At 69.8% G+C, this 21086-nt stretch carries 21 protein-coding genes; 16 read left to right on the top strand and 5 right to left on the bottom strand.

Annotated elements, in window-relative coordinates:
- Positions 1 to 63 precede the first annotated feature (63 nt).
- The 8 genes from ccmI to Q8N10_RS15845 all read left to right on the top strand — a co-directional run bounded on the left by ccmI (position 64) and on the right by Q8N10_RS15845 (position 8510).
- On the top strand, positions 64 to 1143 hold the full coding sequence (ccmI, locus tag Q8N10_RS15880; protein WP_304779037.1) for a c-type cytochrome biogenesis protein CcmI: 1080 nt from the start codon (positions 64 to 66) through the stop codon (positions 1141 to 1143).
- Entirely contained in the window at positions 1140 to 1640 is a 501-nt protein-coding gene (ccmE, locus tag Q8N10_RS15875; protein ID WP_304779034.1) for a cytochrome c maturation protein CcmE, read from the top strand. Before ccmI ends, ccmE begins: the two co-directional genes overlap by 4 nt.
- Positions 1637 to 3598: a heme lyase CcmF/NrfE family subunit gene (locus Q8N10_RS15870; RefSeq protein WP_304779031.1), complete on the top strand. Its 1962-nt coding sequence runs from the start codon at positions 1637 to 1639 to the stop codon at positions 3596 to 3598. Before ccmE ends, Q8N10_RS15870 begins: the two co-directional genes overlap by 4 nt.
- A complete protein-coding gene (locus Q8N10_RS15865) occupies positions 3595 to 4041 on the top strand; it encodes a cytochrome c-type biogenesis protein (protein WP_304779028.1) in 447 nt (148 codons plus the stop codon). The genes Q8N10_RS15870 and Q8N10_RS15865 overlap by 4 nt, the downstream gene beginning before the upstream one ends.
- A 137-nt stretch (positions 4042 to 4178) precedes the next feature.
- Positions 4179 to 5735, top strand: a complete 1557-nt coding sequence (locus tag Q8N10_RS15860; RefSeq protein WP_304779025.1) for a Do family serine endopeptidase — start codon at positions 4179 to 4181, stop codon at positions 5733 to 5735.
- Positions 5736 to 5762: 27 nt separating this feature from the next.
- The gene (locus Q8N10_RS15855; protein WP_304779022.1) at positions 5763 to 6434 is read left to right on the top strand and encodes a response regulator transcription factor; all 672 of its coding nucleotides are present in this window, start codon (positions 5763 to 5765) and stop codon (positions 6432 to 6434) included.
- A 310-nt stretch (positions 6435 to 6744) separates the two neighbouring features.
- A complete protein-coding gene (locus Q8N10_RS15850; RefSeq protein ID WP_304779193.1) occupies positions 6745 to 8148 on the top strand; it encodes a HAMP domain-containing sensor histidine kinase in 1404 nt (467 codons plus the stop codon).
- A gap of 38 nt (positions 8149 to 8186) precedes the next feature.
- Positions 8187 to 8510, top strand: a complete 324-nt coding sequence (locus Q8N10_RS15845) for a hypothetical protein (protein ID WP_304779020.1) — start codon at positions 8187 to 8189, stop codon at positions 8508 to 8510.
- A gap of 308 nt (positions 8511 to 8818) precedes the next feature.
- On the opposite strand, the gene Q8N10_RS15840 is transcribed toward Q8N10_RS15845, so the two are convergent.
- A complete protein-coding gene (locus tag Q8N10_RS15840; protein WP_304779018.1) occupies positions 8819 to 9445 on the bottom strand; it encodes a trans-aconitate 2-methyltransferase in 627 nt (208 codons plus the stop codon).
- Positions 9446 to 9527: 82 nt separating this feature from the next.
- On the opposite strand from Q8N10_RS15840, the gene Q8N10_RS15835 reads away from it, so the two are divergent.
- Entirely contained in the window at positions 9528 to 10208 is a 681-nt protein-coding gene (locus Q8N10_RS15835; protein ID WP_304779190.1) for a metalloregulator ArsR/SmtB family transcription factor, read from the top strand.
- Between the two features lie 215 nt (positions 10209 to 10423).
- On the opposite strand, the gene Q8N10_RS15830 is transcribed toward Q8N10_RS15835, so the two are convergent.
- Positions 10424 to 11278: an FkbM family methyltransferase gene (locus Q8N10_RS15830; RefSeq protein WP_304779016.1), complete on the bottom strand. Its 855-nt coding sequence runs from the start codon at positions 11276 to 11278 to the stop codon at positions 10424 to 10426.
- A 135-nt stretch (positions 11279 to 11413) separates the two neighbouring features.
- Between Q8N10_RS15830 and vapB the strand changes: the two genes are divergently transcribed.
- Both vapB and vapC read left to right on the top strand, forming a co-directional pair.
- Complete coding sequence (gene vapB, locus Q8N10_RS15825; protein WP_304779014.1) at positions 11414 to 11635, top strand: type II toxin-antitoxin system VapB family antitoxin; 222 nt, start codon at positions 11414 to 11416, stop codon at positions 11633 to 11635.
- On the top strand, positions 11635 to 12045 hold the full coding sequence (vapC, locus tag Q8N10_RS15820) for a tRNA(fMet)-specific endonuclease VapC (RefSeq protein WP_304779011.1): 411 nt from the start codon (positions 11635 to 11637) through the stop codon (positions 12043 to 12045). Before vapB ends, vapC begins: the two co-directional genes overlap by 1 nt.
- Positions 12046 to 12049: 4 nt before the next feature.
- On the opposite strand, the gene Q8N10_RS15815 is transcribed toward vapC, so the two are convergent.
- Positions 12050 to 12724 carry a DsbA family protein gene (locus Q8N10_RS15815; protein ID WP_304779008.1) on the bottom strand — a complete coding sequence of 225 codons (675 nt, stop codon included), beginning with the start codon at positions 12722 to 12724 and terminating at the stop codon, positions 12050 to 12052.
- Between the two features lie 227 nt (positions 12725 to 12951).
- Between Q8N10_RS15815 and Q8N10_RS15810 the strand changes: the two genes are divergently transcribed.
- The 5 genes from Q8N10_RS15810 to Q8N10_RS15790 all read left to right on the top strand — a co-directional run bounded on the left by Q8N10_RS15810 (position 12952) and on the right by Q8N10_RS15790 (position 17830).
- Positions 12952 to 15849 carry a bifunctional [glutamine synthetase] adenylyltransferase/[glutamine synthetase]-adenylyl-L-tyrosine phosphorylase gene (locus tag Q8N10_RS15810; protein WP_304779005.1) on the top strand — a complete coding sequence of 966 codons (2898 nt, stop codon included), beginning with the start codon at positions 12952 to 12954 and terminating at the stop codon, positions 15847 to 15849.
- Positions 15850 to 15914: 65 nt separating this feature from the next.
- Positions 15915 to 16334, top strand: a complete 420-nt coding sequence (locus Q8N10_RS15805) for an EF-hand domain-containing protein (protein ID WP_304779003.1) — start codon at positions 15915 to 15917, stop codon at positions 16332 to 16334.
- Positions 16335 to 16369: 35 nt separating this feature from the next.
- Complete coding sequence (locus Q8N10_RS15800) at positions 16370 to 16915, top strand: RNA polymerase sigma factor (protein WP_304779001.1); 546 nt, start codon at positions 16370 to 16372, stop codon at positions 16913 to 16915.
- Between the two features lie 10 nt (positions 16916 to 16925).
- The gene (locus tag Q8N10_RS15795; protein ID WP_304778998.1) at positions 16926 to 17348 is read left to right on the top strand and encodes a hypothetical protein; all 423 of its coding nucleotides are present in this window, start codon (positions 16926 to 16928) and stop codon (positions 17346 to 17348) included.
- Positions 17348 to 17830, top strand: a complete 483-nt coding sequence (locus Q8N10_RS15790) for a periplasmic heavy metal sensor (protein ID WP_304778995.1) — start codon at positions 17348 to 17350, stop codon at positions 17828 to 17830. The genes Q8N10_RS15795 and Q8N10_RS15790 overlap by 1 nt, the downstream gene beginning before the upstream one ends.
- Here the strand turns inward: Q8N10_RS15790 and Q8N10_RS15785 are convergent.
- Together Q8N10_RS15785 and Q8N10_RS15780 are read right to left on the bottom strand one after the other, a co-directional pair.
- A complete protein-coding gene (locus Q8N10_RS15785) occupies positions 17827 to 20358 on the bottom strand; it encodes an ATP-binding protein (RefSeq protein WP_304778992.1) in 2532 nt (843 codons plus the stop codon). The genes Q8N10_RS15790 and Q8N10_RS15785 overlap by 4 nt on opposite strands.
- 100 nt (positions 20359 to 20458) lie before the next feature.
- Positions 20459 to 20977: a response regulator gene (locus Q8N10_RS15780; RefSeq protein ID WP_304778989.1), complete on the bottom strand. Its 519-nt coding sequence runs from the start codon at positions 20975 to 20977 to the stop codon at positions 20459 to 20461.
- Between the last annotated feature and the right edge of the window lie 109 nt (positions 20978 to 21086).

Raw genomic sequence — 21086 nt, 5'->3', positions numbered from 1 at the left:
TCGCGTGGGCTGAGTAGTCTTACGGACCTCGCGCTGATCGCCGGTTTCGTCTAAACGCCGCATATGATCGCCTTCTGGATCGCCGCCGGCCTCATCTCCGCCGCCGCGGCGGGCCTTGTCCTGCACGCCGCCGCGCAAGCCGCGCGCAACGTTGGGTCCCAGGATCCGACGCTGGACCTCTATCGCCGCCAGCTGGGCGAGATCGACGACCTCGCCGACCGCGGCCTGATCGCCGAGGGCGAGCGCAAGGGCGCCCATGCCGAGGCCGCGCGGCGCCTGCTCCACGCCGCCGACGCCACCGCCCGGCCCTGGACCGCCGACACCGGCCTGCGCAAGCCGGTCCTGGCCGTGGCCGCCATCACGCCGCTGATCGCGCTTGGCCTCTATTTCTGGGTCGGCTCTCCGGGCTTCGCCGACCAGACCTTCAAGTCCCGCCTGGCCGCCTGGCGGGCCACGGAGCCGGCCGCGCTCTCGGCGCCGGAGATGGCCGCGGTCCTCCAGACCATGACGATGGAGCGCCCCAAGGACCCCGAGGGCTTCCGCTACCTGGCCATGGCCCACGCCGCCTCCGACAACCCGTCGGCCGCCGCCCGCGCCCTGCGCCGCGCCATCACCCTCGATCCCAAGCGTCCCGACCTCTGGAGCCTGCTGGGGGAGGCGCTGGTGGCCCAGGGCGGCGGCGAGGTCACCCCCCAGGCCCAACGCGCCTTCGAACGCGCCCTGAGCCTCGACCCCAAGGCCGTCACCCCGCGCTTCCACCTGGCCCGCGCCCGCATCGCGGCGGGCGACAAGGCCGGCGGCGTCGCCGCCTGGCGCGCCCTGCAGGCCGACCTGCCGATGACCGACCCCCGCCGCGGCGCCCTGGCCTCGGCCATCTCCCAGGCTGAAAACGCCCCGGCGCCCGCCGCCCCCGCCATGCCGCAGATGGACGCCATCCGCGGCATGGTCGCCGGCCTCGCCGCCAGGCTGGAGGCCAACCCCAGTGACGGCGAGGGCTGGGTGCGGCTGGTGAGGTCCTACGCCGTGCTTGGCGACACCGAGAAGCGCGACACGGCCCTGGCCACCGCCCGCAAGCGGTTCGCCGCTGATCCCGACCTGCTCCAGGCCCTCGACGCGGCCGCCAAGACGGAACCCATGACATGAGCGGCTGGCTGCCCAAGTCCCCCAAGGCGCGCCGCCGCCTGACCCTGCTGGCGGCCATCGCGCCGGTCCTGGCGCTCGCCGTCGGCCTGACCCTGTGGGGCCTCTCGGACTCCATCTCCTTCTTCTACACCCCCAGCCAGGCCGACGCCGCCAAGCCGCCCGCCGGCCGCACCGTCCAGCTGGGCGGGCTGGTGGAGGCGGGCAGCGTGGTCAAGCACCCTGACGGCCGGGTGGAGTTCACGGTCCGCGACTCCCTCGCCGCCGACCGCATCGTCTTCCAGGGCGACCTGCCCGACCTGTTCCGCGAGGGGCAGGGGATCGTCGCCACCGGCGCCTACCGCGAGGACGGCGTCTTCCAGGCCAAGCAGGTCCTGGCCAAGCACGACGAGCGCTACATGCCCCGCGAGGTCTCCAAGGCGTTGAAGGAACAGGGCGAGTGGCGCGGCGACGGCGAAAAGCCCAGCTACGACGCGCCCCGGAAGTCCCCCGTCACATGATCGCCGAGACCGGCGCCTTCGCCCTGATCCTCGCCCTGGTGTTGTCCCTGGCCCAGGTCGTCCTGTCCGTGGCCGGCCGCTGGCGGCGCGCCAGCGTCCTGGCGGGCGCCGGCGCCGGGGCGGCGCTCGCGGCCTTCGCCTGCGTCGCCGTAGCCTTCGCCGCCCTGATGCACGCCTTCGTCACCTCCGACTTCTCGGTGGCCAATGTCGCGGCCAACTCCCACACCGAAAAGCCCATGCTCTACAAGGTGGCCGGAACCTGGGGCAGCCACGAGGGCTCCATGCTGCTCTGGTGCCTGGCCCTGACCGGCTTCGGCGCCGCGGTCGCGGGCTTCCGGCGCGGCCTGCCGCCGGGCCTCAAGGCGGTCACCGTGGCCACCCAGGGCGCCATCGGCACGGTGTTCCTGGCCTATACGGTCTTGGCCTCCAACCCCTTCCAGCGCCTGGCCCAGATCCCCATCGAGGGCCGCTCCCTGAACCCCCTGCTGCAGGACCCGGCCCTCGCCTTCCACCCGCCCGCCCTCTATGCGGGCTATGTCGGCATGTCGGTGGTCTTCTCGCTGGCCGTCGGCGCCCTGGTGGAGGGGCGCGCCGACGCCGCCTGGGCCCGCTGGGTCCGGCCCTGGACCCTGATGGCCTGGAGCCTGCTCACCGTCGGCATCACGCTCGGCGCCTTCTGGGCCTATTACGAGCTCGGCTGGGGCGGCTGGTGGTTCTGGGACCCGGTGGAGAACGCCAGCTTCATGCCCTGGCTGATCGCCACGGCCCTGCTGCATTCGGCCATCGTCACCGAGAAGCGCGGCGCCCTGGCCGGCTGGACCGTCTTCCTGGCGCTGGCGGCCTTCACCTTCTCCATGCTGGGCGCCTTCCTGGTGCGCTCGGGCGTGCTCACCAGCGTCCACGCCTTCGCCGTCGACCCCACCCGTGGCGTCCTGCTGCTGATGATCCTGGGGGTCACCGCCGGCGCGGGCTTCACCCTGTTCGCCTGGCGCGCGCCGGCGCTGAGCCCCGGCGGCGTCTTCGCCCCCGTCAGCCGCGAGAGCGCCCTTGTGCTCAACAACATCCTGCTGGCGGCGGCCACCGTCACCGTCCTGCTGGGCACCCTCTATCCCCTGATCCGCGAGGCCGCGACGGGGGAGGCGATTTCGGTGGGCCCGCCCTTCTTCAACCTCACCTTCACCCCGCTGATGGCCGCCCTGCTGATCCTGCTGCCGGCCGGCCCCCTGCTGGCCTGGAAGCGCGGCGACGCGCTCGGCGTGGCCCAGCGCCTCTGGGTCGCGGCCCTCATCGCCGTCGCCTGCGGCCTGCTGGCCTTCGCCGTGGTCAGCCCTCGCAAGGCCATGGCCAGCGCCGGCCTGGCCATGGGCGCCTGGCTGATCATCGGCGCCCTGGTGGAGCTGGCCGAGCGCACCCGGGCCTTCCGCGGCTCGCGCGCCGAGACCTGGCGGCGGCTCACCGGACTGCCGCGCGGCGCCTGGGGCATGACCTTCGCCCACCTCGGCCTGGGCGTCTTCGTCCTGGGCGCCTGTTTCGAGACCGCCTGGAAGGCCGAGGCCGCCGAGACCCTGGCCATCGGCCAGACCCTCAATGTCGGCGCCTATGAGCTGACCCTGGACCGCATCCAGGGCGTCGATGGCCCCAACTACGACGCCGAGCGCGCCACCATCACCGCGCGGCGCGACGGCGCCCTGGTCTGCACCCCCAGGCCCGAGCGGCGCTTCTACCCCACCGGCGGCCAGACCACCTCGGAGGTCGCCATCTGCACCCAGGGCGCGAGCCACCTCTACGTGGTGCTGGGCGAGCGCCGCCCCGGCGAGGTCTGGCTGGTGCGCGCCTACTGGAACCCCTGGGCCCTGCTGATCTTCCTGGGTCCCGCCATCATGGCGCTGGGCGGCCTCATCTCGATCTCGGACCGCCGCCTGCGGCTGGCCGTGGGACGCCGGGCGGTCGCCGAATGAAAAAGCTGCTGGTCCTGCTCGCCGCCGTCTTCTGCATGGCCGCGGCCTCCGACCCCTCCGAGCGCCTGCCCGATCCCGGCCAGGAGGCCCGCGCCCGGGCCATCTTCGCCGAGGTCCGCTGCCTGGTCTGCCAGAACGAGTCTATCGACGACTCCTCGGCCGAGCTGGCCGCCGACCTGCGCCTCCTGGTCCGCGACCAGATAAGGTCGGGCAAGTCCGACGATCAGGTCCGCACCTATCTCACCGACCGCTACGGCGAGTTCGTCCTGCTGAAGCCGGCCTTTTCCTGGGGCAACGCCGTCCTCTGGGGCGCCCCTTTTGTCGTGGTGATCCTGGGGGTCCTGCTGCTGCTGCGGAACCTTCGCACGCCGCGTCCGTACGCCGAATTGTCCGAGGCCGAGGCCGCCCGCCTCGCCGCTTTCGCTGACAAGGAACAGACGTGACACGATTGCGCCCAATATCGGTCGCCTAGCTGCTGGCGGCGTGACCGAAACGTAACTTGCACGTGGGTTGCGGTCTAAGGCATCGACCCTAGGTTTGTTGGAGCCCGGTACGGGCCCAAATGGAAATTGAAGGCATTATGACCTCGAAGAAGAACGGCTATCTCTGGGGCGCCATCGCCGGCGTCAGCATCGCCACCGCCGCCGTCGCCGGGGCCCGCGTGGGCCAGCCCGACAGCACGCTGGACCGCACCATGCTGCTCAAGACCTCCACCGCCCCGATCTTCGCCCCGCCCCCCGGCGCGCCGTTGTCCTTCGCCGACATCTTCGAGAAGGTGTCCCCGGCGGTGGTCTCCATCAACGTCACCTCCAAGGTCGACGCCTCGGCCCTGCGCCGCCAGATCCCCGGCCTGCCCTTCGACATCGTTCCCCGCGGCGCCCCTGAGGGCGAGGACGGCGACAGCGAAGGCGGCACGACCGGGCGAGGCCAGCCCCGCCTGCCCACCCAGCAATCCTCGGGCTCGGGCTTCTTCATCTCGGCCGACGGCTACATCGTCACTAACAACCACGTCGTGGAGAACGCCGAGGAGATCAAGGTCGTGCTCAAGGACGAGCGCGAACTGGAAGCCGTCGTGGTCGGCCGCGACGAGGGCACCGATCTGGCGGTCCTCAAGGTCAAGGGAAGCAGCTTCCCCTTCGTGAACTTCGAGAATTCCGCCAAGCCCCGGGTCGGCGACTGGGTCATCACCGTCGGCAACCCCTTCGGCCTGGGCGGCACCGCCACGGCGGGCATCATCTCGGCCTATGGCCGTGACATCGGCGAGACCTTCGTCGACTACATCCAGATCGACGCCCCCATCAACCGGGGCAATTCCGGCGGCCCGACCTTCGACGTCTTTGGCCGGGTGATCGGCGTCAACACCGCGATCTTCTCCCCCTCGGGCGGCTCGGTGGGCATCGGCTTCGCCATCCCCTCCGACGTGGCCGACGCCACCACCAAGGCCCTGATCTCGGGCGGCAAGATCACCCGCGGCTATATCGGCGCCTCAATCCAGAATTACACCGCCGAGATGGCCGACGCCCAGGGCCTGCCCGGCCAGAAGGGCGCCATCGTCGCCGACCTGGTCCCCGGCGGCCCCTCGGCCAAGGCCGGCCTGACCCCGGGCGACGTCGTGGTGGCCGTCAACGGCGTCACCGTGAAGACCTCCTCGGAACTGACCCGCGAGGTGGCCAAGGCCCGCGCCGGCGACACCCTGAGCCTCGAAGTGCTCCGCGACGGCAAGCGCCGCACCGTGGACATCCGCTCGGGCGTGCGTCCCACCGAAAAGGAGCTGGCCGCCAACGACAATTCCGGCAGCCCCCGCAGCTCCGGCGGCGCCTCCGGCCCGACCGTCCAGCTTCCCGCCGTCCTGGGCCTCAAGCTCATGCCCCTGGACGCCGCGGCCCGCACCCGCCTGAACATCGACACGCCCCTGCGTGGCGTGGTGGTGGACAGCGTCGACCAGTCCTCCGACGCCGCCCAGCGCGGCCTGCGCAAGAACGACGTCATCACCCAGGCGGGCGGCCGTCCGGTGGCGTCAGCCTCGGACTTCTCCGCGGCGGTCGAGGCCGCCAAACGCAGCGGTCGTCCCAGCATCCTGATCGGCGTCTACCGCGCCGGCCGGACCACCTTCCTGCCGATCAAGGTTTCCGGCTAAGCTCCGGAAACTGATTTGGGGGTTGCGATGCGGATTCTGATCGTCGAGGACGACCTTGAGGCGGCCGAGGCCATGGACCGCGGCCTCACCGAGGGCGGCCACGCCTGTGTCCGCGCCGCCGACGGGGAGGAGGGCCTCAAGGCCGCCCGCGACGGCGAGTTCGACGTGATGATCGTCGACCGCATGATGCCCAAGATGGACGGGGTCACCCTGGTGGAGACCATCCGCCGCGAGGGCGACCAGACCCCGGTCCTCTTCCTCTCGGCGCTCGGCGAGATCAACGACCGCGTCACCGGCCTCCAGGCCGGCGGCGACGACTACCTGGTCAAGCCCTACGCCTTCGCCGAGCTCAGCGCCCGGGTCCAGGCCCTGTCGCGCCGCCGCGAGACCGGCTCGGTCCAGACCCTGCTGCGGGTCGGCGAGCTGGAGATGGACCTCATCGGCCGCTCGGTGCACCGCCAGGGCAAGGAGATCGACCTCCAGCCGCGGGAGTTCCAGCTGCTGGAATTCATGATGCGCCATGCCGGCCAGTCGGTGACCCGCACCATGCTGCTGGAGAAGGTCTGGGAATACCACTTCGACCCCCAGACCAACGTCATCGACGTCCACGTCTCGCGCCTGCGCTCCAAGATCGACAAGGGCTTCGACCGCGCCATGCTGCAGACCGTCCGCGGGGCGGGCTACCGCCTGGAGCCGTAGGGGCGGGTCACCCATGATCTGCGGCGCCCACCCATCCGCTCATCCCGGCGAAGGCCGGGACCCAGATTCATTCTCCGAAGTTCTGTCTGATCCACCGTTCGTCTGGTTCGTGTGGTTCGTGGTTCCAAGTCTTCCGGCCGCGACGCCGCGAGACCCATCAAGACTGTCCACGAACCACACGAACCACACGAACAAGGTCGCGCCATTTCGTCGAACACAACGTGACCCCTCATCCGTCGCGCCGTCGCGCGACACCTTCTTCCGCAAGGGGAGACGGTTCATGGAAACGGCCGCCTAGATGTCCCCCGGCATGCGCCTCCCGCGGCTGTTCCGCACGACGCCCTTCCGGTTGACCCTGCTGTTCCTGGCCCTGTTCGGGGCCGCGGCCAGCGCCTTCCTGGCCTATATCTATGTCGCCACCGCCGGCGAGGCGACGCGCCGCACCGACCAGGAAATCACCCGCGAGATGAACTCCCTGGTCGCGGCCTATGAGCGGGCCGGCGTCGATGCGGTGAACCAGTCCCTGATCGAGCGGGCGGCCAGCGAGCGGCCGTTCCTCTACCTGCTGATGAAGCCGGACGGCACCCGCATCTCCGGCTCCATCGCCGAGTCGCCCCTGGAGGACATCAACGCCGTCCCCGCCCGCGCCAGTTTCTCGGTCACCGACTTCGACGTCGAGGGTCGGCCCATCAAGCATCCGGCCCGTGGCTTCCAGGAGCATCTGCGGGGCGGGGAAATCCTGTTCGTCGGCGCCGACGTCAGCGAGGACCAGGCCTATGTGGGCAAGATCGTCAACGCCCTGCGCGGCGCGGGCACCCTGGTGGTGGTCCTGGGCCTGATGGGCGGGGTGCTGGTCAGCCGTAATGTCAGCCGCTCCATGGCCGGCCTCACCGACGTGGTCACCGCCGTGCGCAACGGCGACCTGGGCGCGCGCGCGCCGGTGCGCGGGACCCGCGACGAGTTCGACGAGCTGGCCGAGGGCCTCAACGAGATGCTCGATCGGCTGGAGCGCTCCATGGCCGGCCACCGCCACGCCGGTGACGCCATCGCGCATGATCTGCGCTCGCCGCTCACCCGCCTTCGCGCCCGGCTGGAGGTGGCCTATCTGGACGTGGAAGCCGGCAAGGGCGACCCCGAACAGGCGCTGGGCCAGGCGCTGGAAGACACCGACGGGGTGCTCAAGACCTTCGGCGCGGTCCTGGCCATCGCCCGGCTGCAGGCCGCGGGCTCGGCGCCGGACCAGGTCCTCTTCGACCCCGCCCAGCTCGCCGCCGACATCGCCGAACTTTACGAGCCCCTCTGCGAGGACGCCGGCCTCGACTTCCAGGCCGAGATGGCCGAGGGGCTGCAGGCGCGCGGCAACCAGGAATTCCTGGCCCAGGCCCTGGCCAACCTGCTCGACAACGCCGTGAAGTACACCCCCTCGGGCGGCGCCATCATGCTGCGCGTGCGCCGCCGCTCCTCGGGCGAGATCGAGTTCTCCATCACCGACACCGGCCCCGGCGTGCCCGAGGAAGACCGCCCCCGCGTGGTCGAACGCTTCGTCCGCCTGGAAAACAGCCGCAGCCAACCCGGCGCCGGCCTCGGCCTCTCCCTGGTCGGCGCCGTCGCCGAAGCCCACGGCGGCCGCCTGGAGCTGGCGGAGGGTCCGGGCAAGGTCGGCGAAATCGGCCCGGGGCTGCGGGTGGCGTTGATCCTGCCGAGGGCGGGGTAGGGACGTGGCGGCAAGCTCGCTGATCTCTTTGGCTGTAGATGTCGGCAGCAGAGCTATTGTTCTTCCTCTCGCTGTCGGTGGTGTCCCTCAACCTCTACCTTTGGGTCCTGGCTCGGGCGAGGGAGGCTGCGCCCGGACGTGGAGGCATTTTCCTGTCCTTGGCCATCTATGCCTCGGTGGTCCCGAGTCTCGTGGCGCAGCTGTACCTGTTCGAACTGACAGGGTTCAAAGGGGGCGACGTTCCCTTCGTGGATGACCACGACCACGCCGTCTACTTCTGGGTCGCTGGGATATTTGGTGGATGGGCGCTCTCGTTTCCGTTCCACAGGCGCACCCTGATCGAGCTCGGCATAATTCGCTGAGCATCTTTGTGTTCCTTCTCCCCTTGCGGGAGAAGGTGGCCGGTCGGAGACCGGTCGGATGAGGGGTCGCATTGCGTTCTCAAGCAAAACACCGCTCATCCCGGCGAAGGCCGGGAACCAGATTTATCCAGAGCGGTTCGAGATGACTTCCAATTCGCAATTGCGGTGACAATTGCGGTGACAGTGCATTCAATTGATATCTAGGTTCTCGGCTCCAACCCGAAATAAGTGCACTGTCACCGAATTCCGCACCGAATTCCGAACCTGCCCTGGTGATCGTACGAAAAGCGCTGTCTCCACCCTAACCGTCAATCGGCCGTCTTGCGGAACAGGCACCAGACGAAGTCCTGAGCCACGCCGCTCGGCGTGATGTGCGTCTCCAAGCTCGTGTCGAGAAGCCGGAAACCGCCGCCCAGCGCCGCCTGAAGGGTCTCTGCCGAGTAGCGCTGCACGGGGAGGCCGCTACAGCGCTCCGGGCCGCTCAGGGCGAACGTCGCGAGGATGAGATAACCGCCGTCCCGCAGGCCCTGATTCAGCGCACGCAGGTAGGCTTGACGATGGATGTCCTCGACCAGGAAATGGAAGACGGCGCGGTCGTGCCAAAGGTCGAAGGCGTGCGGAGGCGGCGACCAGGTGGTGATGTCCTCGACCAGCCAGGCGACCGTGTCGCCGCGCCCGCCGAGGCGCGCCTTGGCCGCCGCCAGGGCTTGGCTCGAGACGTCGAGGACGCTGATCTGCCCGTAGCCCTGCTCCAACAGACGGTCGACCAGGAGCGAGGCCCCGCCGCCCACGTCGATCACTGAGGCGGTCGGCGCGACGCCGGCGGCTGCGAACATGGCGAGCGAGCGCTCAGGTTCACCCTGATACCAACTCACCTGGGTTGACGGGCGGGTGGTATAGACATGCTCCCAGTGCGTTTGCGCTGCGTCGGACATTCTGGACTCCCGGCCACGGCCGCCTTGGATGGGTCTTGACGCGGGGCCGGCGCGCGCGTTCATTCAAGAACTCTCTTGATTGATGGTCAAGCCTGTTTGGAGCTTCAGCCTGTCGGCAAAACTCGACCTCTTCGCCGCCTTCGCCGACATCGCGCGCGCGCTCGGCAACGCCCATCGCCTCGATCTGCTGGAGCACCTCGCCCAGGGCGAGAAGAGCGTGGAGGCGCTGGCCGGGAAGGCCGGGCTTACCGTGGCCAACGCCTCGCAGCATCTGCAGGCCCTGCGCCGCGTCGGACTGGTGGTCGGTGAGCGCCGGGGCAAGCAGGTCGTCTACCGGATCACAGAGGATGACGTCCTCGACCTTGTCGCCGCCCTTCGGAGGGTAGGCGAGCGCCATACCAACGCGGTCAAGGTGGTGGTCGGCGACTACTTCCAGGCCCGCGACTCGCTCGACGCCGTGGGGTTCGCCGCCCTTGAGCAGATGGTGACTGACGGCTTGGCGACGATCCTCGACGTCCGGCCGGCCGATGAGTTCGCGGACGGTCACATCCCCGGCGCGTTGAGTATCCCTTTGACCGAGCTCAAGGTCCGGCTGGACGAAGTGCCGACGGGACTCGAAGTGGTCGCTTACTGCCGCGGCCCCTGGTGCGTCCTGGCGTTTGAAGCCGTCGCCCTGCTGCGGGAACAAGGGCGTCTGGCCAAGCGTCTGGAGGGCGGGCTTCCGGAATGGCGGCGCGCTGGACTGCCCGTCGCGACGCCTTGAGTGCGCCGCCGCGGTGATTCACCGAAATTCCGGCGGTCGGAGTTGACCCACCTGTTCGTGTGGTTCGTGGTTCCAAGTCTTGAGATCGCGCCGCCACAAAGGCCCAATAGATTGGCCACGAACCCCACGACAAGGGCGCGACCGTAGATCTATGGCGCTGATCGGGCCGCGGGCGGGATCAGCGGAATTTGCACAAGGGGCGCCGTGGAAAGCCGTCAGGCTACGGCGTTCACCAGGGCGAGATAGCGCTCGAAGGCGTCCGCCGGGAGCTCGCCACGGGCCGCGAGCAGGGCGATCATCCGGCCGGCGAGGTCGATACTGTAGAAGTTGTGGTGCGCCAGCAGGGCCACGGCCTTCATCAGCTCCGGATCCAGGCCGCCGGGCGCCACGGGGTCGCGCACATAGACGATGTCGGCCTCCAGCAGCTGGTTGAACGGGCTTCGGAAGTCGCCGTCGCGCAGCACCGGGGCGATCGACCATTTCTTCAGGGCCGTGAAGCAGTGCGGAATGAACCCGTGTCCGCGCATCCAGACGTCGATGTCGCCGAAACTGGGCTGGCCCTCGTAGAGCGGAACGAAGGACACCTCGAGCTGGACCATGGCGCAGCGGGCCAGCTTGGCGGTTCCGTGGCGCAGGGCGGCCAGTTCACCACCCTGGATATCCATCTTCAGGAAGTCGAGCTCGGGCAGGTCCTCGATGTCGTCGAGCCGCGTGGTCTCGACGGCCAGTTCGCGCTCCACCTGTCCCAGCCGCTCGAAGCCGTTGAAGAAGGCCAGGTGATCGGTCGAGGGCCGGAACAGCGAGGTCATCCCCGACTGCGGAGCCGCCAGGTAGAGGGTCGCCGGCGCGCCGTCCCCCACCACCTGCGGGAAGATCCTGACCCGATCGCCATAAAGCTGGCGGAGCGCCGCGTGCTGGCGCGGGTCGGCGTCGAAGGCGTTCAGCTGCGCCAGGCCAGCGTCCACCAGCGCCTTGTAGACCGGGGCCTCGCCAAGGTCGGCGGCGCCGATGTCGGCCACCTGCAGGGGCCGCTCAAGGGCGAGCAGTTCGAAAAGGTCGCGGGTCGCCATGAGTCAGATTGAAGCTGATTCTCGCCCGACGGGCCCCGCCTTCGCATGGGATGAGGCGCAGGCGGGGCGATGGCTTGGCCGATATTGTCTCTCGCGAGAATTGGATATACATGTGGCATATCCAGAGAGGTTCGCATGGCTCGCACGACGCTGTTTCTGTCCAACCGCTCCCAGGCCGTGCGCCTGTCGAAGGACGTCGCCTTTCCGGAGGACGTGCGCGCCGTCGTCGTTCTGCGTGACGGAAACCGGCGCGTGATCGTGCCGGCCGACTCCCTGTGGGACGACTTCTTCGACGCGGCCGGACTCGATCTGGGCGCGCGCGATCAGCCGGCCGCCCAGGTCCGCGAAGCGCTCTGATGCTCCGCTACATGCTCGACACCAACCTGTGCATCCGGGTGCTCAGGGATCGGCCGCAATCAGTGCGCGAACGCTTCAACCTTGAAGCCGACGGCCTCTGCATCTCGACGGTCGTGCTCATGGAACTTCTGCACGGGGCGGCGAAGTCGGCCAGGCCGGCGCACAATCGCCAGGGCGTGGAGGCGTTCGCCGCCCGTCTGGAGGTCATCGCCTACGACAGCGCGGCGGCCGACCACTCCGCCGATATCCGCGCGGTCCTGGAACGACGGGGCCTGCCGATCGGCGGCTACGACCTGATGATCGCCGGTCACGCGCGCAGCCGGGGCCTTGTGGTCGTGACGGGTAATCTGCGGGAGTTCGGGCGCGTCGAGGGTCTCCGCTGCGAAGACTGGTTATCCGGGGCCTCGTGAGGCCCTAGCACCAGCTGGCCTGGTCGGCTTGGGGCTCGTGCAGCAGTTCCTGGACATTGGCCTCCAGGATGCGGAAGCCGACATTGCCGTAGAGTTTCTGGCGGCCCTCGTTGAGCACGAAGCTGGGGCTGCCCTGGAGGCGCAGAGCCTCGGCGTCCTGGTGATCCGACGCCAGGGCGGCGAAGGCGCGGCCGTCGGCGATCAGGGCCTCGACGCGGGCGATGTCGGCGCCGGCCCGGGCGCCGACATCGCGCTGGACCTCCCAGGTGGCGATGTCGCGGGCCTCGGCGAAGAAGGCGTGGCGCAGGCCGCGCACCGCGGTCTCGGCCGCGCCCGGCGGGCCGCCGCCGGCCGCCTCGTCCAGCTGCACCGCCTTGAGGAACAGGTGGGCCCCCCAGGAGGAGGCCGGTCGCACGGTCAGCCAGACGGCCGGGTTCAGCTCGATCTCGGGGAAGGCGGCGGCCGACTGACGCAGGTGGGCGTTGAAACCCTCATAGCCGCCCTTGTCGCCCCAGGCGGCGGGGATCTTGCGGGCGGTGTCGCCGAACACCGGGCAGAAGCGGTACTCGATCCGCACCCGGTCGCCGAAGGTCCGCCGCAGCGCGTCGAGCCGCAGCTCGGCGATATAGGCCCAGACGCACAGGACGTCGGTGAAGCAGACGATGGGGACGGGGGTCACTGGCTATCTTCCTCGCGGCTCTGACCCTGGTATAGCCCACCGCGCGCGGCGGGGGAGGGGCTGACGCAGGCTTGAGGATCAACACTTGGCGGGACCCCGACGGTCACTTGTCGGCCTTCGCAGGCGCGCCACGCCCGCCGCAATCCCTTGCGCCCCAAGACCTGGTGGCTGGCTGACCGGCATTTAAACAGCCTTGTCTTCCATCCGTGGCCGCCGACAATGTGCGGATGACTCGCCTGATCGATGGCCTCAAGCCCTGCGGCCCCGTGGCCGACCCCAAGGCCGCCGAGCGCGCCCACAGCGTTGTCCGCGCCGCGGCCGAGGAGGGCGGCTGGACCGACCTCCTGGAACGGGCCTGGCCCGCCCTGGCGCCGGTCTTCGGCGCGTCCCCCTACCTCACCAGCCTGGCCCGCCGCGACCTGCCGCGCCTGCGCGACCTGCTGCAGGCTGACCCCGACGTCCGGTTCGACGACCTGCTGGCCCGCACCGCCGCCCTCGCCGATGTCAGCTACGAGGCCGCCAAGGTAGGCCTGCGCAAGCTCAAGGCCGAGGCCCACCTGCTCATCGCCCTGGCCGATCTGGGCGGGGTCTGGGACCTGGACGCGGTCACCGGCGCCCTGGCCCGCTTCGCCGACGCGGCCCTGACCACGGCCCTGACCGTCGCCGCCCGCAGCGAGGTCGAGGCCGGCCGGCAGATCGCCGTGGGGGAGGGGGCTGCGGGTCCGGTCCCTGGCTATTTCTGCATCGCCATGGGCAAGCACGGCGCCTACGAACTCAACTATTCCAGTGACATAGACATCTCGGTCTTCTACGAGCCCGAGGCCCTGCCCCTGGTCGAAGGCGTTGAATCCCAAGGCTTCGCGGTCCGTCTGACCAACAAGCTGTCCGAGCTGATGCAGGACAAGACCGGCGACGGCTACGTCTTCCGAACCGACCTGCGCCTGCGCCCCGACCCCTCCTCGACGCCCCTGGCCGTGCCGGTCGCCGCGGCCATGGACTACTACGAAAGCGTCGGCCAGAACTGGGAGCGGGCAGCCTTCATCAAGGCCCGCGCCTGCGCCGGCGACACGCCGCGAGGCGAGGCCTTCCTCCAGGAGCTGACCCCCTTCATCTGGCGCAAGAACCTCGACTTCGCGGCCATCGCCGACATCCACTCGATCAAGCGCCAGATCCATGTCCACAAGGTCGACGACCGCCTGCAGGCCAAGGGGATGGACCTTAAGCTGGGGCGCGGCGGCATCCGCGAGATCGAGTTCTACGTCCAGACCCAGCAGCTGATCCTGGGCGGCCGCCACCCCGACCTGCGCTCGCCCCGCACCCTGGACGCCCTGGCCGCCCTCCACGCCGCCGGCCATGTCGCTCCCAAGGCCGCCCAGGAGATGACAGAGGCCTATGGCGTGCTGCGGGCCATCGAACACCGCATCCAGATGCTGGCCGACGAGCAGACCCACAAGCTTCCCGACTCCGATATCGAGCGCGGCCGGGTCGCGGCCCTGGCCGGGTTCGCCAAGCTCAAGGCCTTCGACACCGACATCGAGAAGACGCTGAAGGCCGTCAACCGCCGCTATGGCGAGCTCTTCCCCGACGAGGAGCAGCTGTCGTCCCGGTTCGGCAGCCTGATCTTCACCGGGGTCGACGACGATCCGGAAACCCTCGCAACCCTTGCCCGCATGGGGTTCTCGCAGCCGGCCAAGGTGTCCCAGACCATCCGCGGCTGGCATCACGGCCACATCTCGGCGACCCGCACGGAGCGGGGCCGGGAGCTCTTCACCCGCCTGGCCCCGCGCCTGCTTGAAGCGGCCAACGCCACCGGCGCGCCGGACATCGCCTTCCAACGCTTCAGCGACTTCTTCGGCAAGCTGTCGTCCGGCGTGCAGCTGCAGTCCCTGTTTCTGGCCCAGCCGCAGCTGTTCGAGCTGATCGTCCAGGTGATGGCCTACGCGCCGCGCCTGGCCAGCACCCTGGCGCGGCGGCCCGCCGCCCTGGACGCCATGCTGGACGGCGACTTCTTCTCCGACATCGCCATCGAGGAGGACCGCCGGGTCATGGCAGCGGCCGTGTCACAGTCCGACGGCTTCGAAGGCGCCATGGACGCTGTGCGCCGGGTGCATCGCGAGCAGGCCTTCCGCATAGGCGTCCAGGTGATGAGCGGCTCGGCCACCGCCGAGATCGCCGGCCACGCCTTCGCCGACCTCGCCGACCTCTGCATCGACACCCTGGCGCCGGTGTCCCTGACCGAGGCCGAACGCCTGGGCGGGACCTTCCCCGGCCAGGTCGCCGTCGTGGCCCTGGGCAAGTGCGGGTCGAGGGAGATGAGCGCCGGCTCGGACCTCGACCTGATGACCGTCTACCGCGCCGACGAACCGGCCGCCGTCTCGTCGGTGAAGGAGTGGAGCGCCGACCTCTTCTACGGCCGCTTCACCCAGCGCCTGATCGCCGCTCTCTCGACGCCCACCGGGGAAGGGGAGCTCTACGAGGTGGACATGCAGCTGCGCCCCTCCGGCACCAAGGGGCCGGTGGCGGTGAGCTTCGCCGCCTTCGAGGACTATTACGACCGCGAGGCCGAGACCTGGGAGCTGCTGGCCCTGACCCGCGCCCGGGTGGTCTGGGCAAGTTCGGCGGAGTTCGCCCAGGCCGCGACCCAGGCCATCGACACGGCGTTGCGGCGCCCTCGTGAGGCCGGCAAGACCGCCGCCGAGGTCCGCGAGATGCGCCAGCTGCTGGAACAGGAGCGGCCGCCGAAGGGCGACTGGGACCTGAAACTCTCGCCCGGCGGGCTGGTGGACATCGAGTTCGCCGCCCAGTTCCTGCAGCTGGTGCACGCCCCGGCCGGTGGCCCCCTCGCGCCCAATACCGCCGAGGCCCTGGGCCTGGTCCTGGCGGCCGGCTTGGCGCAGAAGGGTCCCCTCGCCGACCTGCAGGAGGCCTGGCGGCTGCAGCAGAACCTGACCCAGCTCCTGAAGGTGGCCCTGCCCGACGGCGAGGACCCCGGCGAGGAACCTAAGGCTTTCAAGGCCCTGCTGGCCCGGGCCGGAGGCGTCAAGGACTTCAAGGGCCTGCGCGCCAAGCTCGCCCGCGCCCGCGCCGCCGCGCGGCATGCCTACGACATCATTGTGCAAACTTGAGCGACGGATATGGGCCGACGGACCGTTGAACTCGTGACGGTCCGCAAGCTCGTCGAAAGGACCCTATGAAGCGCCTCCTGATCACCGCCGCCTTCCTGGCCATGGCCAGCTCCGCACACGCCCAGATGGGCCGGGGACCTGACCTCGACCTGGACAAGGACGGCAAGGTCACCTTGGCCGAGTTCAAGAAGGTCCAGGCCGACTCCATGCTGGGTCGGCTGGACGGCGACAAGGACGGCAGGATCACCAAGGCGGAAAGCAAGTCCATGGAGGCCCTGGCCGCGCGTTTTGGCGGGGCGAAGGCGGCCTCCCGCATCGCCGAGATGTGGAGCAAGGGCGACGCCAACAAGGACGGCGCACTGTCGCGCGCCGAACTCGACGCCGGCTCCAAGCGTCGCTTCGATCAGGTCGACGCCAATCGTGACGGCTGGCTTAGCAAGGACGAACTGGCCACCATGCGCCAGAACCGGGGCCGTGCTGGATAGCCCGCCCATCACCGCCGCCCGGGGCGAGGTCAGGTTTGGACTCAGATCCGGACGAAGAGCTGCTGGCGCGCGTGGCGCGGGGAGATCCCGCCGCGGTGCGGGCGCTCGCCGCCCGCAAGCTGCCGCGCCTGCTCGCCTTGGCCGGGCGGATGCTCGGCGAAGCATCGGAGGCCGAGGACGTGGCGCAGGAGGCGATGATCCGCGCGTGGCGTCAGGCGCCGACCTGGGCGCCGGGCGCGGCCCGTTTCGACACCTGGCTGCACCGGGTGACCCTCAATCTTTGCTACGACAGGCTGCGTCGCCGCCGAGAAATTCCCACCGAGACGCCACCCGAGCAGTCCGACGAGGGGCCGGCGCCCGACCGGGGGCTGGAGGCCTCAGATGTCGGTCGACGGGTGGCCGCGGCCATGGCTGTCCTGCCGGACCGCCAGCGGGAGGCGGTCGCGCTCTGCCACTATCAGGAGATGACCAATATCGAGGCCGCGGCGGTCATGGGGGTCAGCGTCGAGGCCCTGGAAAGCCTGCTGTCGCGGGGCCGGCGGGCCCTGCGGTCGGCGCTTTCGGATATGATGGCGCCATGAGGGGGCAGGCATGACGCGGGAGCGGTTCCTGGAATTGGCGGAGGCCCATGGCGGGTCGACGGCGCGCTGGCCGGCCGCCGAGCGCGAGGCGGCCGCGGCGCTTATGGCGGCCGCGCCCGATTTCGCCCGCCAGGTTCTCGCCGACGCAGATCGCCTCGACGCGGTCCTGGACGCCTGGGCGCCGTTTAGCGTCCCGCACGGGATGCGCGAGGCCGTGCTCGCGGCGGCGCCGACCGCGCGGTCGCGGTGGAACCTGCGGACCTGGCTGCTGGGCGCTGGTGTGGGGGCCGGCCTGGCCGGGGCCTGCGCGGCGGGCCTGGTGGCTGGAGTCTCGCTGTCGGCGAACCTCTCCTCAGCCACCGACGCACCCGAGGCGCTGAGCGCCGCCATGATCGGCTATGACGATCTCCCAGAGACGAGCGAAGGCGCCTGATGCCCAGCCGACGCACCCTGACCGTGGCCCTGGTGGCGTCGCTCGCCCTCAACCTCTTCGTCATCGGCGCGGTGGTGGGCGGTGTCGTCGTCGGCCACCGGGTGCGGGAAGCGGCGCAGGCCCCCGAGCGTCCCCGCCAGCCACTGTGGAGAGCGGCCGACGCCCTGCCTCCCGAGCGGCAGCGAGCCTATCGTCAGTTGCTGCGGGCCGAGGCCGGTGGGGTGGGCGGCCAGATGCGCGAAGCTCGCCAAGCGCGGCGGGAAGCCTGGGCCGATCTCGGCGCCCAGCCCCTGGACGGCCTCGCCATCTCCAGACGCCTGGCTGAGGCTCGGGCGCTTGAGATGACCGCGCGCGGCGGTGTGGAGGATCGCATCGTGGCCTTCGCAGCCACCCTGCCGCCGGCGGAACGCGCGGAGCTGGCCAAGGGCCTGGCGCGGAGTGGGCCAGGCGGCCGTGGCCCGCGCGAACGCCGGCAACCCTAGGCGGCGGCGACCCCGGCCAGGGCCGCGCCGGTCTGGCGGATCGGCAGGGAGAAGCTGACCATTGTGCCCTCGCCGGGCGCGCTCTGCATATCCAGCGCCCCTCCGTGCATCTCCACCAGGGACTTGGTGAGCGCCAGGCCCAGCCCCGTCCCCTGAGTGGTCTTGGAGTGCTGGTTCTCCACCTGCTCGAAGGGCCGCGCCAGGCGCGCTAGGTCGTCCTCGGCGATTCCGATGCCGGTGTCCTGAACGCTGATGCGGATGCGCTCGCCCAGGGGGTCGTGACGCCCCTCGGCGCGGATGGTCACCCGGCCTCCGCGCGGGGTGAACTTGATGGCGTTGGAGAGCAGGTTCAGCAGGATCTGCTTGACCGCCCGATAGTCGGCCTCGATCTCAGGCAGGTGCTGCGGGAAATCGATGGCCAGGGCCAGGCCGGTCGCCTCGGCGCGATTGCGCACCAGCCGCACAGCGTCCTCGGCCACCTCCTCCAGGGCGATGGGCTCGAACTTCAGGCTCATCTTGCCTGCCTCGATCTTCGACATGTCGAGGATGTCGTTGATCAGGGCCAGCAGGTGCTGGCCCGACGACAGGATGTCCTGTGAGTAGCCCTTGTAGCGCTGGTCGCCCAGCGGACCGAACATCTCCTGGACCATGATCTCGGAGAAGCCGTTGATGGCGTTCAACGGGGTGCGAAGCTCGTGGCTCATATTGGCCAGGAACTCGGACTTGGCCTTGTTGGCCCCCTCGGCCCGGACCTTCTCCATCTCGTACTTGCGCGCCAGCTCGGAGAGCTGTTCCTGGCTGCGTTCCAGGCCGACAACGGCCTTCTGCAGCGCCTCTTCGTTCAGGCGCCGCGCCTCTTCCTGGGTCTTGATGGCGGTGATGTCGGCGGCGCTCATCACCAGGCCGCCCTCGGCGGTTCGGCGCTCGGAGATCTGGATCCAGCGGCCGTCGTTGAGCTCGGCCTCGCGCACGCCCTTGCGGCCGTCCGACGCGTCCATCTCCTGCTTGATGGCCAACTGAGCGAAGCGGTTCACCTGCTCGCGCGACGCGCCGGGCTTCAGCAGCCGAGGCTCCAGCGAGAAGAAGGTCCGGTAGTTCTTGTTGCACATCAGCAGGCGGCCGTTGCGGTCCCAGAGGACGAAGGCCTCCGACACGCTCTCGATGGCGTCGCGCAGGCGGTTCTCGGCGGCCTGCGCGCGGGCCTGGGCCATGCGCTCCTCGGTGACATCCAGGGCGACACCGATGATCCGCGAGTAGCCATCGCGGTCCTTGTCGCCAAAGGCCTGGCCCCGGGCGTCGATCCAGGTGGGCCTTCCGCCCTGCATGGAAGGGACGCGGAACGAGACGTCGAAGCCGCCATAGACCGCGGCGGTGGAGAGCGCCTGGCGCAGGCGGTCGCGGTGGTCGGCCGACACCCGCTCCAGCACCGCCTGGCCATCGACGATGCCGCCGCCGCCCCAGCCGAAGATGGCGCCGGTCACGTCAGACATGAACATCTTGTCGTTGGACAGGTCCCATTCCCAGATTCCGCAGCGCGCCGCCTCCACCGCCAGCCGGAATCGCTGCTCGGAATCGACGAAGGCCTTCTGGGCGTTCTCCACCCGGTTGCTCTGGTTGAGCAGCAGCAGGCCCAACAGGAAGGCCGCGGCCAGCGGGGTCAGCAGCCAGGCCAGTTGCTCCGTGGAGGTCTGGATCTCCATGGGAGCCGAGCTCGCCCCGGCCAGCACATAGAGGCTTCCGCCGAGCGCGGGACGGGCGGCGAGGTCCAGTGAGGCGCCGTCCGGGCCCTGGGCCCGGCTCAGGCCGCCGTCCAGCTTCAGCTCTTCCGGGGTGGTGGCGAAGGCGGCGTTGACGGTGTCGGCCGCGACGACGCCGTTGGCCGGGCTGGCGACGAGGATGCGCCCCTCCGGGGTGGCGACGGCCTCGGGCCTGGTCTTGGAAAGCCAGGCGCCCAGATGGGTCGGATCTCCAGCCGCCACGATCCAGCGCTGGCCCTTGGTGGTGGCCGCCGAGGTGGCGGCGGCCAGGGCCGGGGCGCTCTGGGTGGTGACGCCCTGCCAGACCTCACGCCTGGAGCCCTCTGCGCCCTTGGCCAATTCCTGCCAGTCGAGGCCTCCGGGCGGGCCGGCGATCGCCACGATTTCATCGTCGGAGATCACTGCGATGGCTACGGCGGCGCCCGCTGAGGCGCGCAGGCCGCTCTCGGCGGCGGCCATCGGCTGGTCGCCGTCCCGCTGAAGGGCCTCGCGCGCCGCCAGCAGTCCGCCGCGGAGAGCCGCGGCCTCGGCGTCCAGGTGAGCGGCCACGGCCTCGGCTCGGCTGGGCAGGGCGGCGTTGGCGGCGGTGGTGATCTGCGGCTCGCGCTGGATACGAGCCACTGCGAAGGCCGTGTACACCGCCAGCAGCAGCAGGGTGGAGAGGATGGCGATGCGGGCGAAGGTTTGGGTCGGCAGCGCTCGGACGCCGGGCGCGTTGTCGCGCCCCTGAGGCCGAATGGCCTCGGCGTCCTCACCCCCGCGTCTGGCCAACGCCCGTCGCTCCTAAACCCGAGTCACCCAATGTGCGAGTCTAGGCGAGCGCTCCCCCCGCGTCACGAGAGTCATAGGGTCACAGCGCTGTCGGCGGTCGCTATTTGCGCCTGCGGTCCTTGCGGCGCTCCGGACCCTTGTACTTCGGGTCGTCCACCCGCCGCCGGTCGGGGCCGAAATAGCCGGAGCTTGACCGCACATAGGCGCGCGGATGATCGATCACCGACATGATCCGCTTCATCAGGTCCGCGGGGGTGAAGGGCTTCACGCAAAACTCGTTCACCCCGGAGTCGCGGGCGGCGTAGACCCGCTGGCGGTCAGCATGGCCGGTCAGCATGATGATCGGCACATAGGGCGTCGGGCTGGTGTCTTCGTGGCGCAACCACCGGGCCAGGGTGACCCCTTCTTCCTCGCCCATCATGTAGTCGAGGATGATGATGTCGATCATCGCCGCGCCCGGCAGGGTGCTGGCTTTGATCTTGGCCTTGGCTTCGGTGATGGTCTTGGCTTCCACGACGGAATCCACCCCGAACCCGCGCAGCATCGTCTTGACCAAGTCGATGGCGTGAATGTTGTCGTCCACCACCATGAAATTGATGCGGCTAAGCGAGACGGACATGTACGGCTGTTTCCCTAGGTCAGGCCCGTGGGCGCCAGTCTGCGCCAGCATCGTCCACACGGCTGATTTTCAACAAGATTCGGGTCGGCGGCAATCTCCGATACCGGGC

It is taken from the genome of Phenylobacterium sp., from assembly GCF_030693625.1.
GTDB classification, from domain to species: domain Bacteria; phylum Pseudomonadota; class Alphaproteobacteria; order Caulobacterales; family Caulobacteraceae; genus Phenylobacterium; species Phenylobacterium ferrooxidans.
The sequence above is the reverse complement of the archived record's forward strand: the minus strand, read 5'-3'. Positions and strand labels throughout refer to the sequence as shown.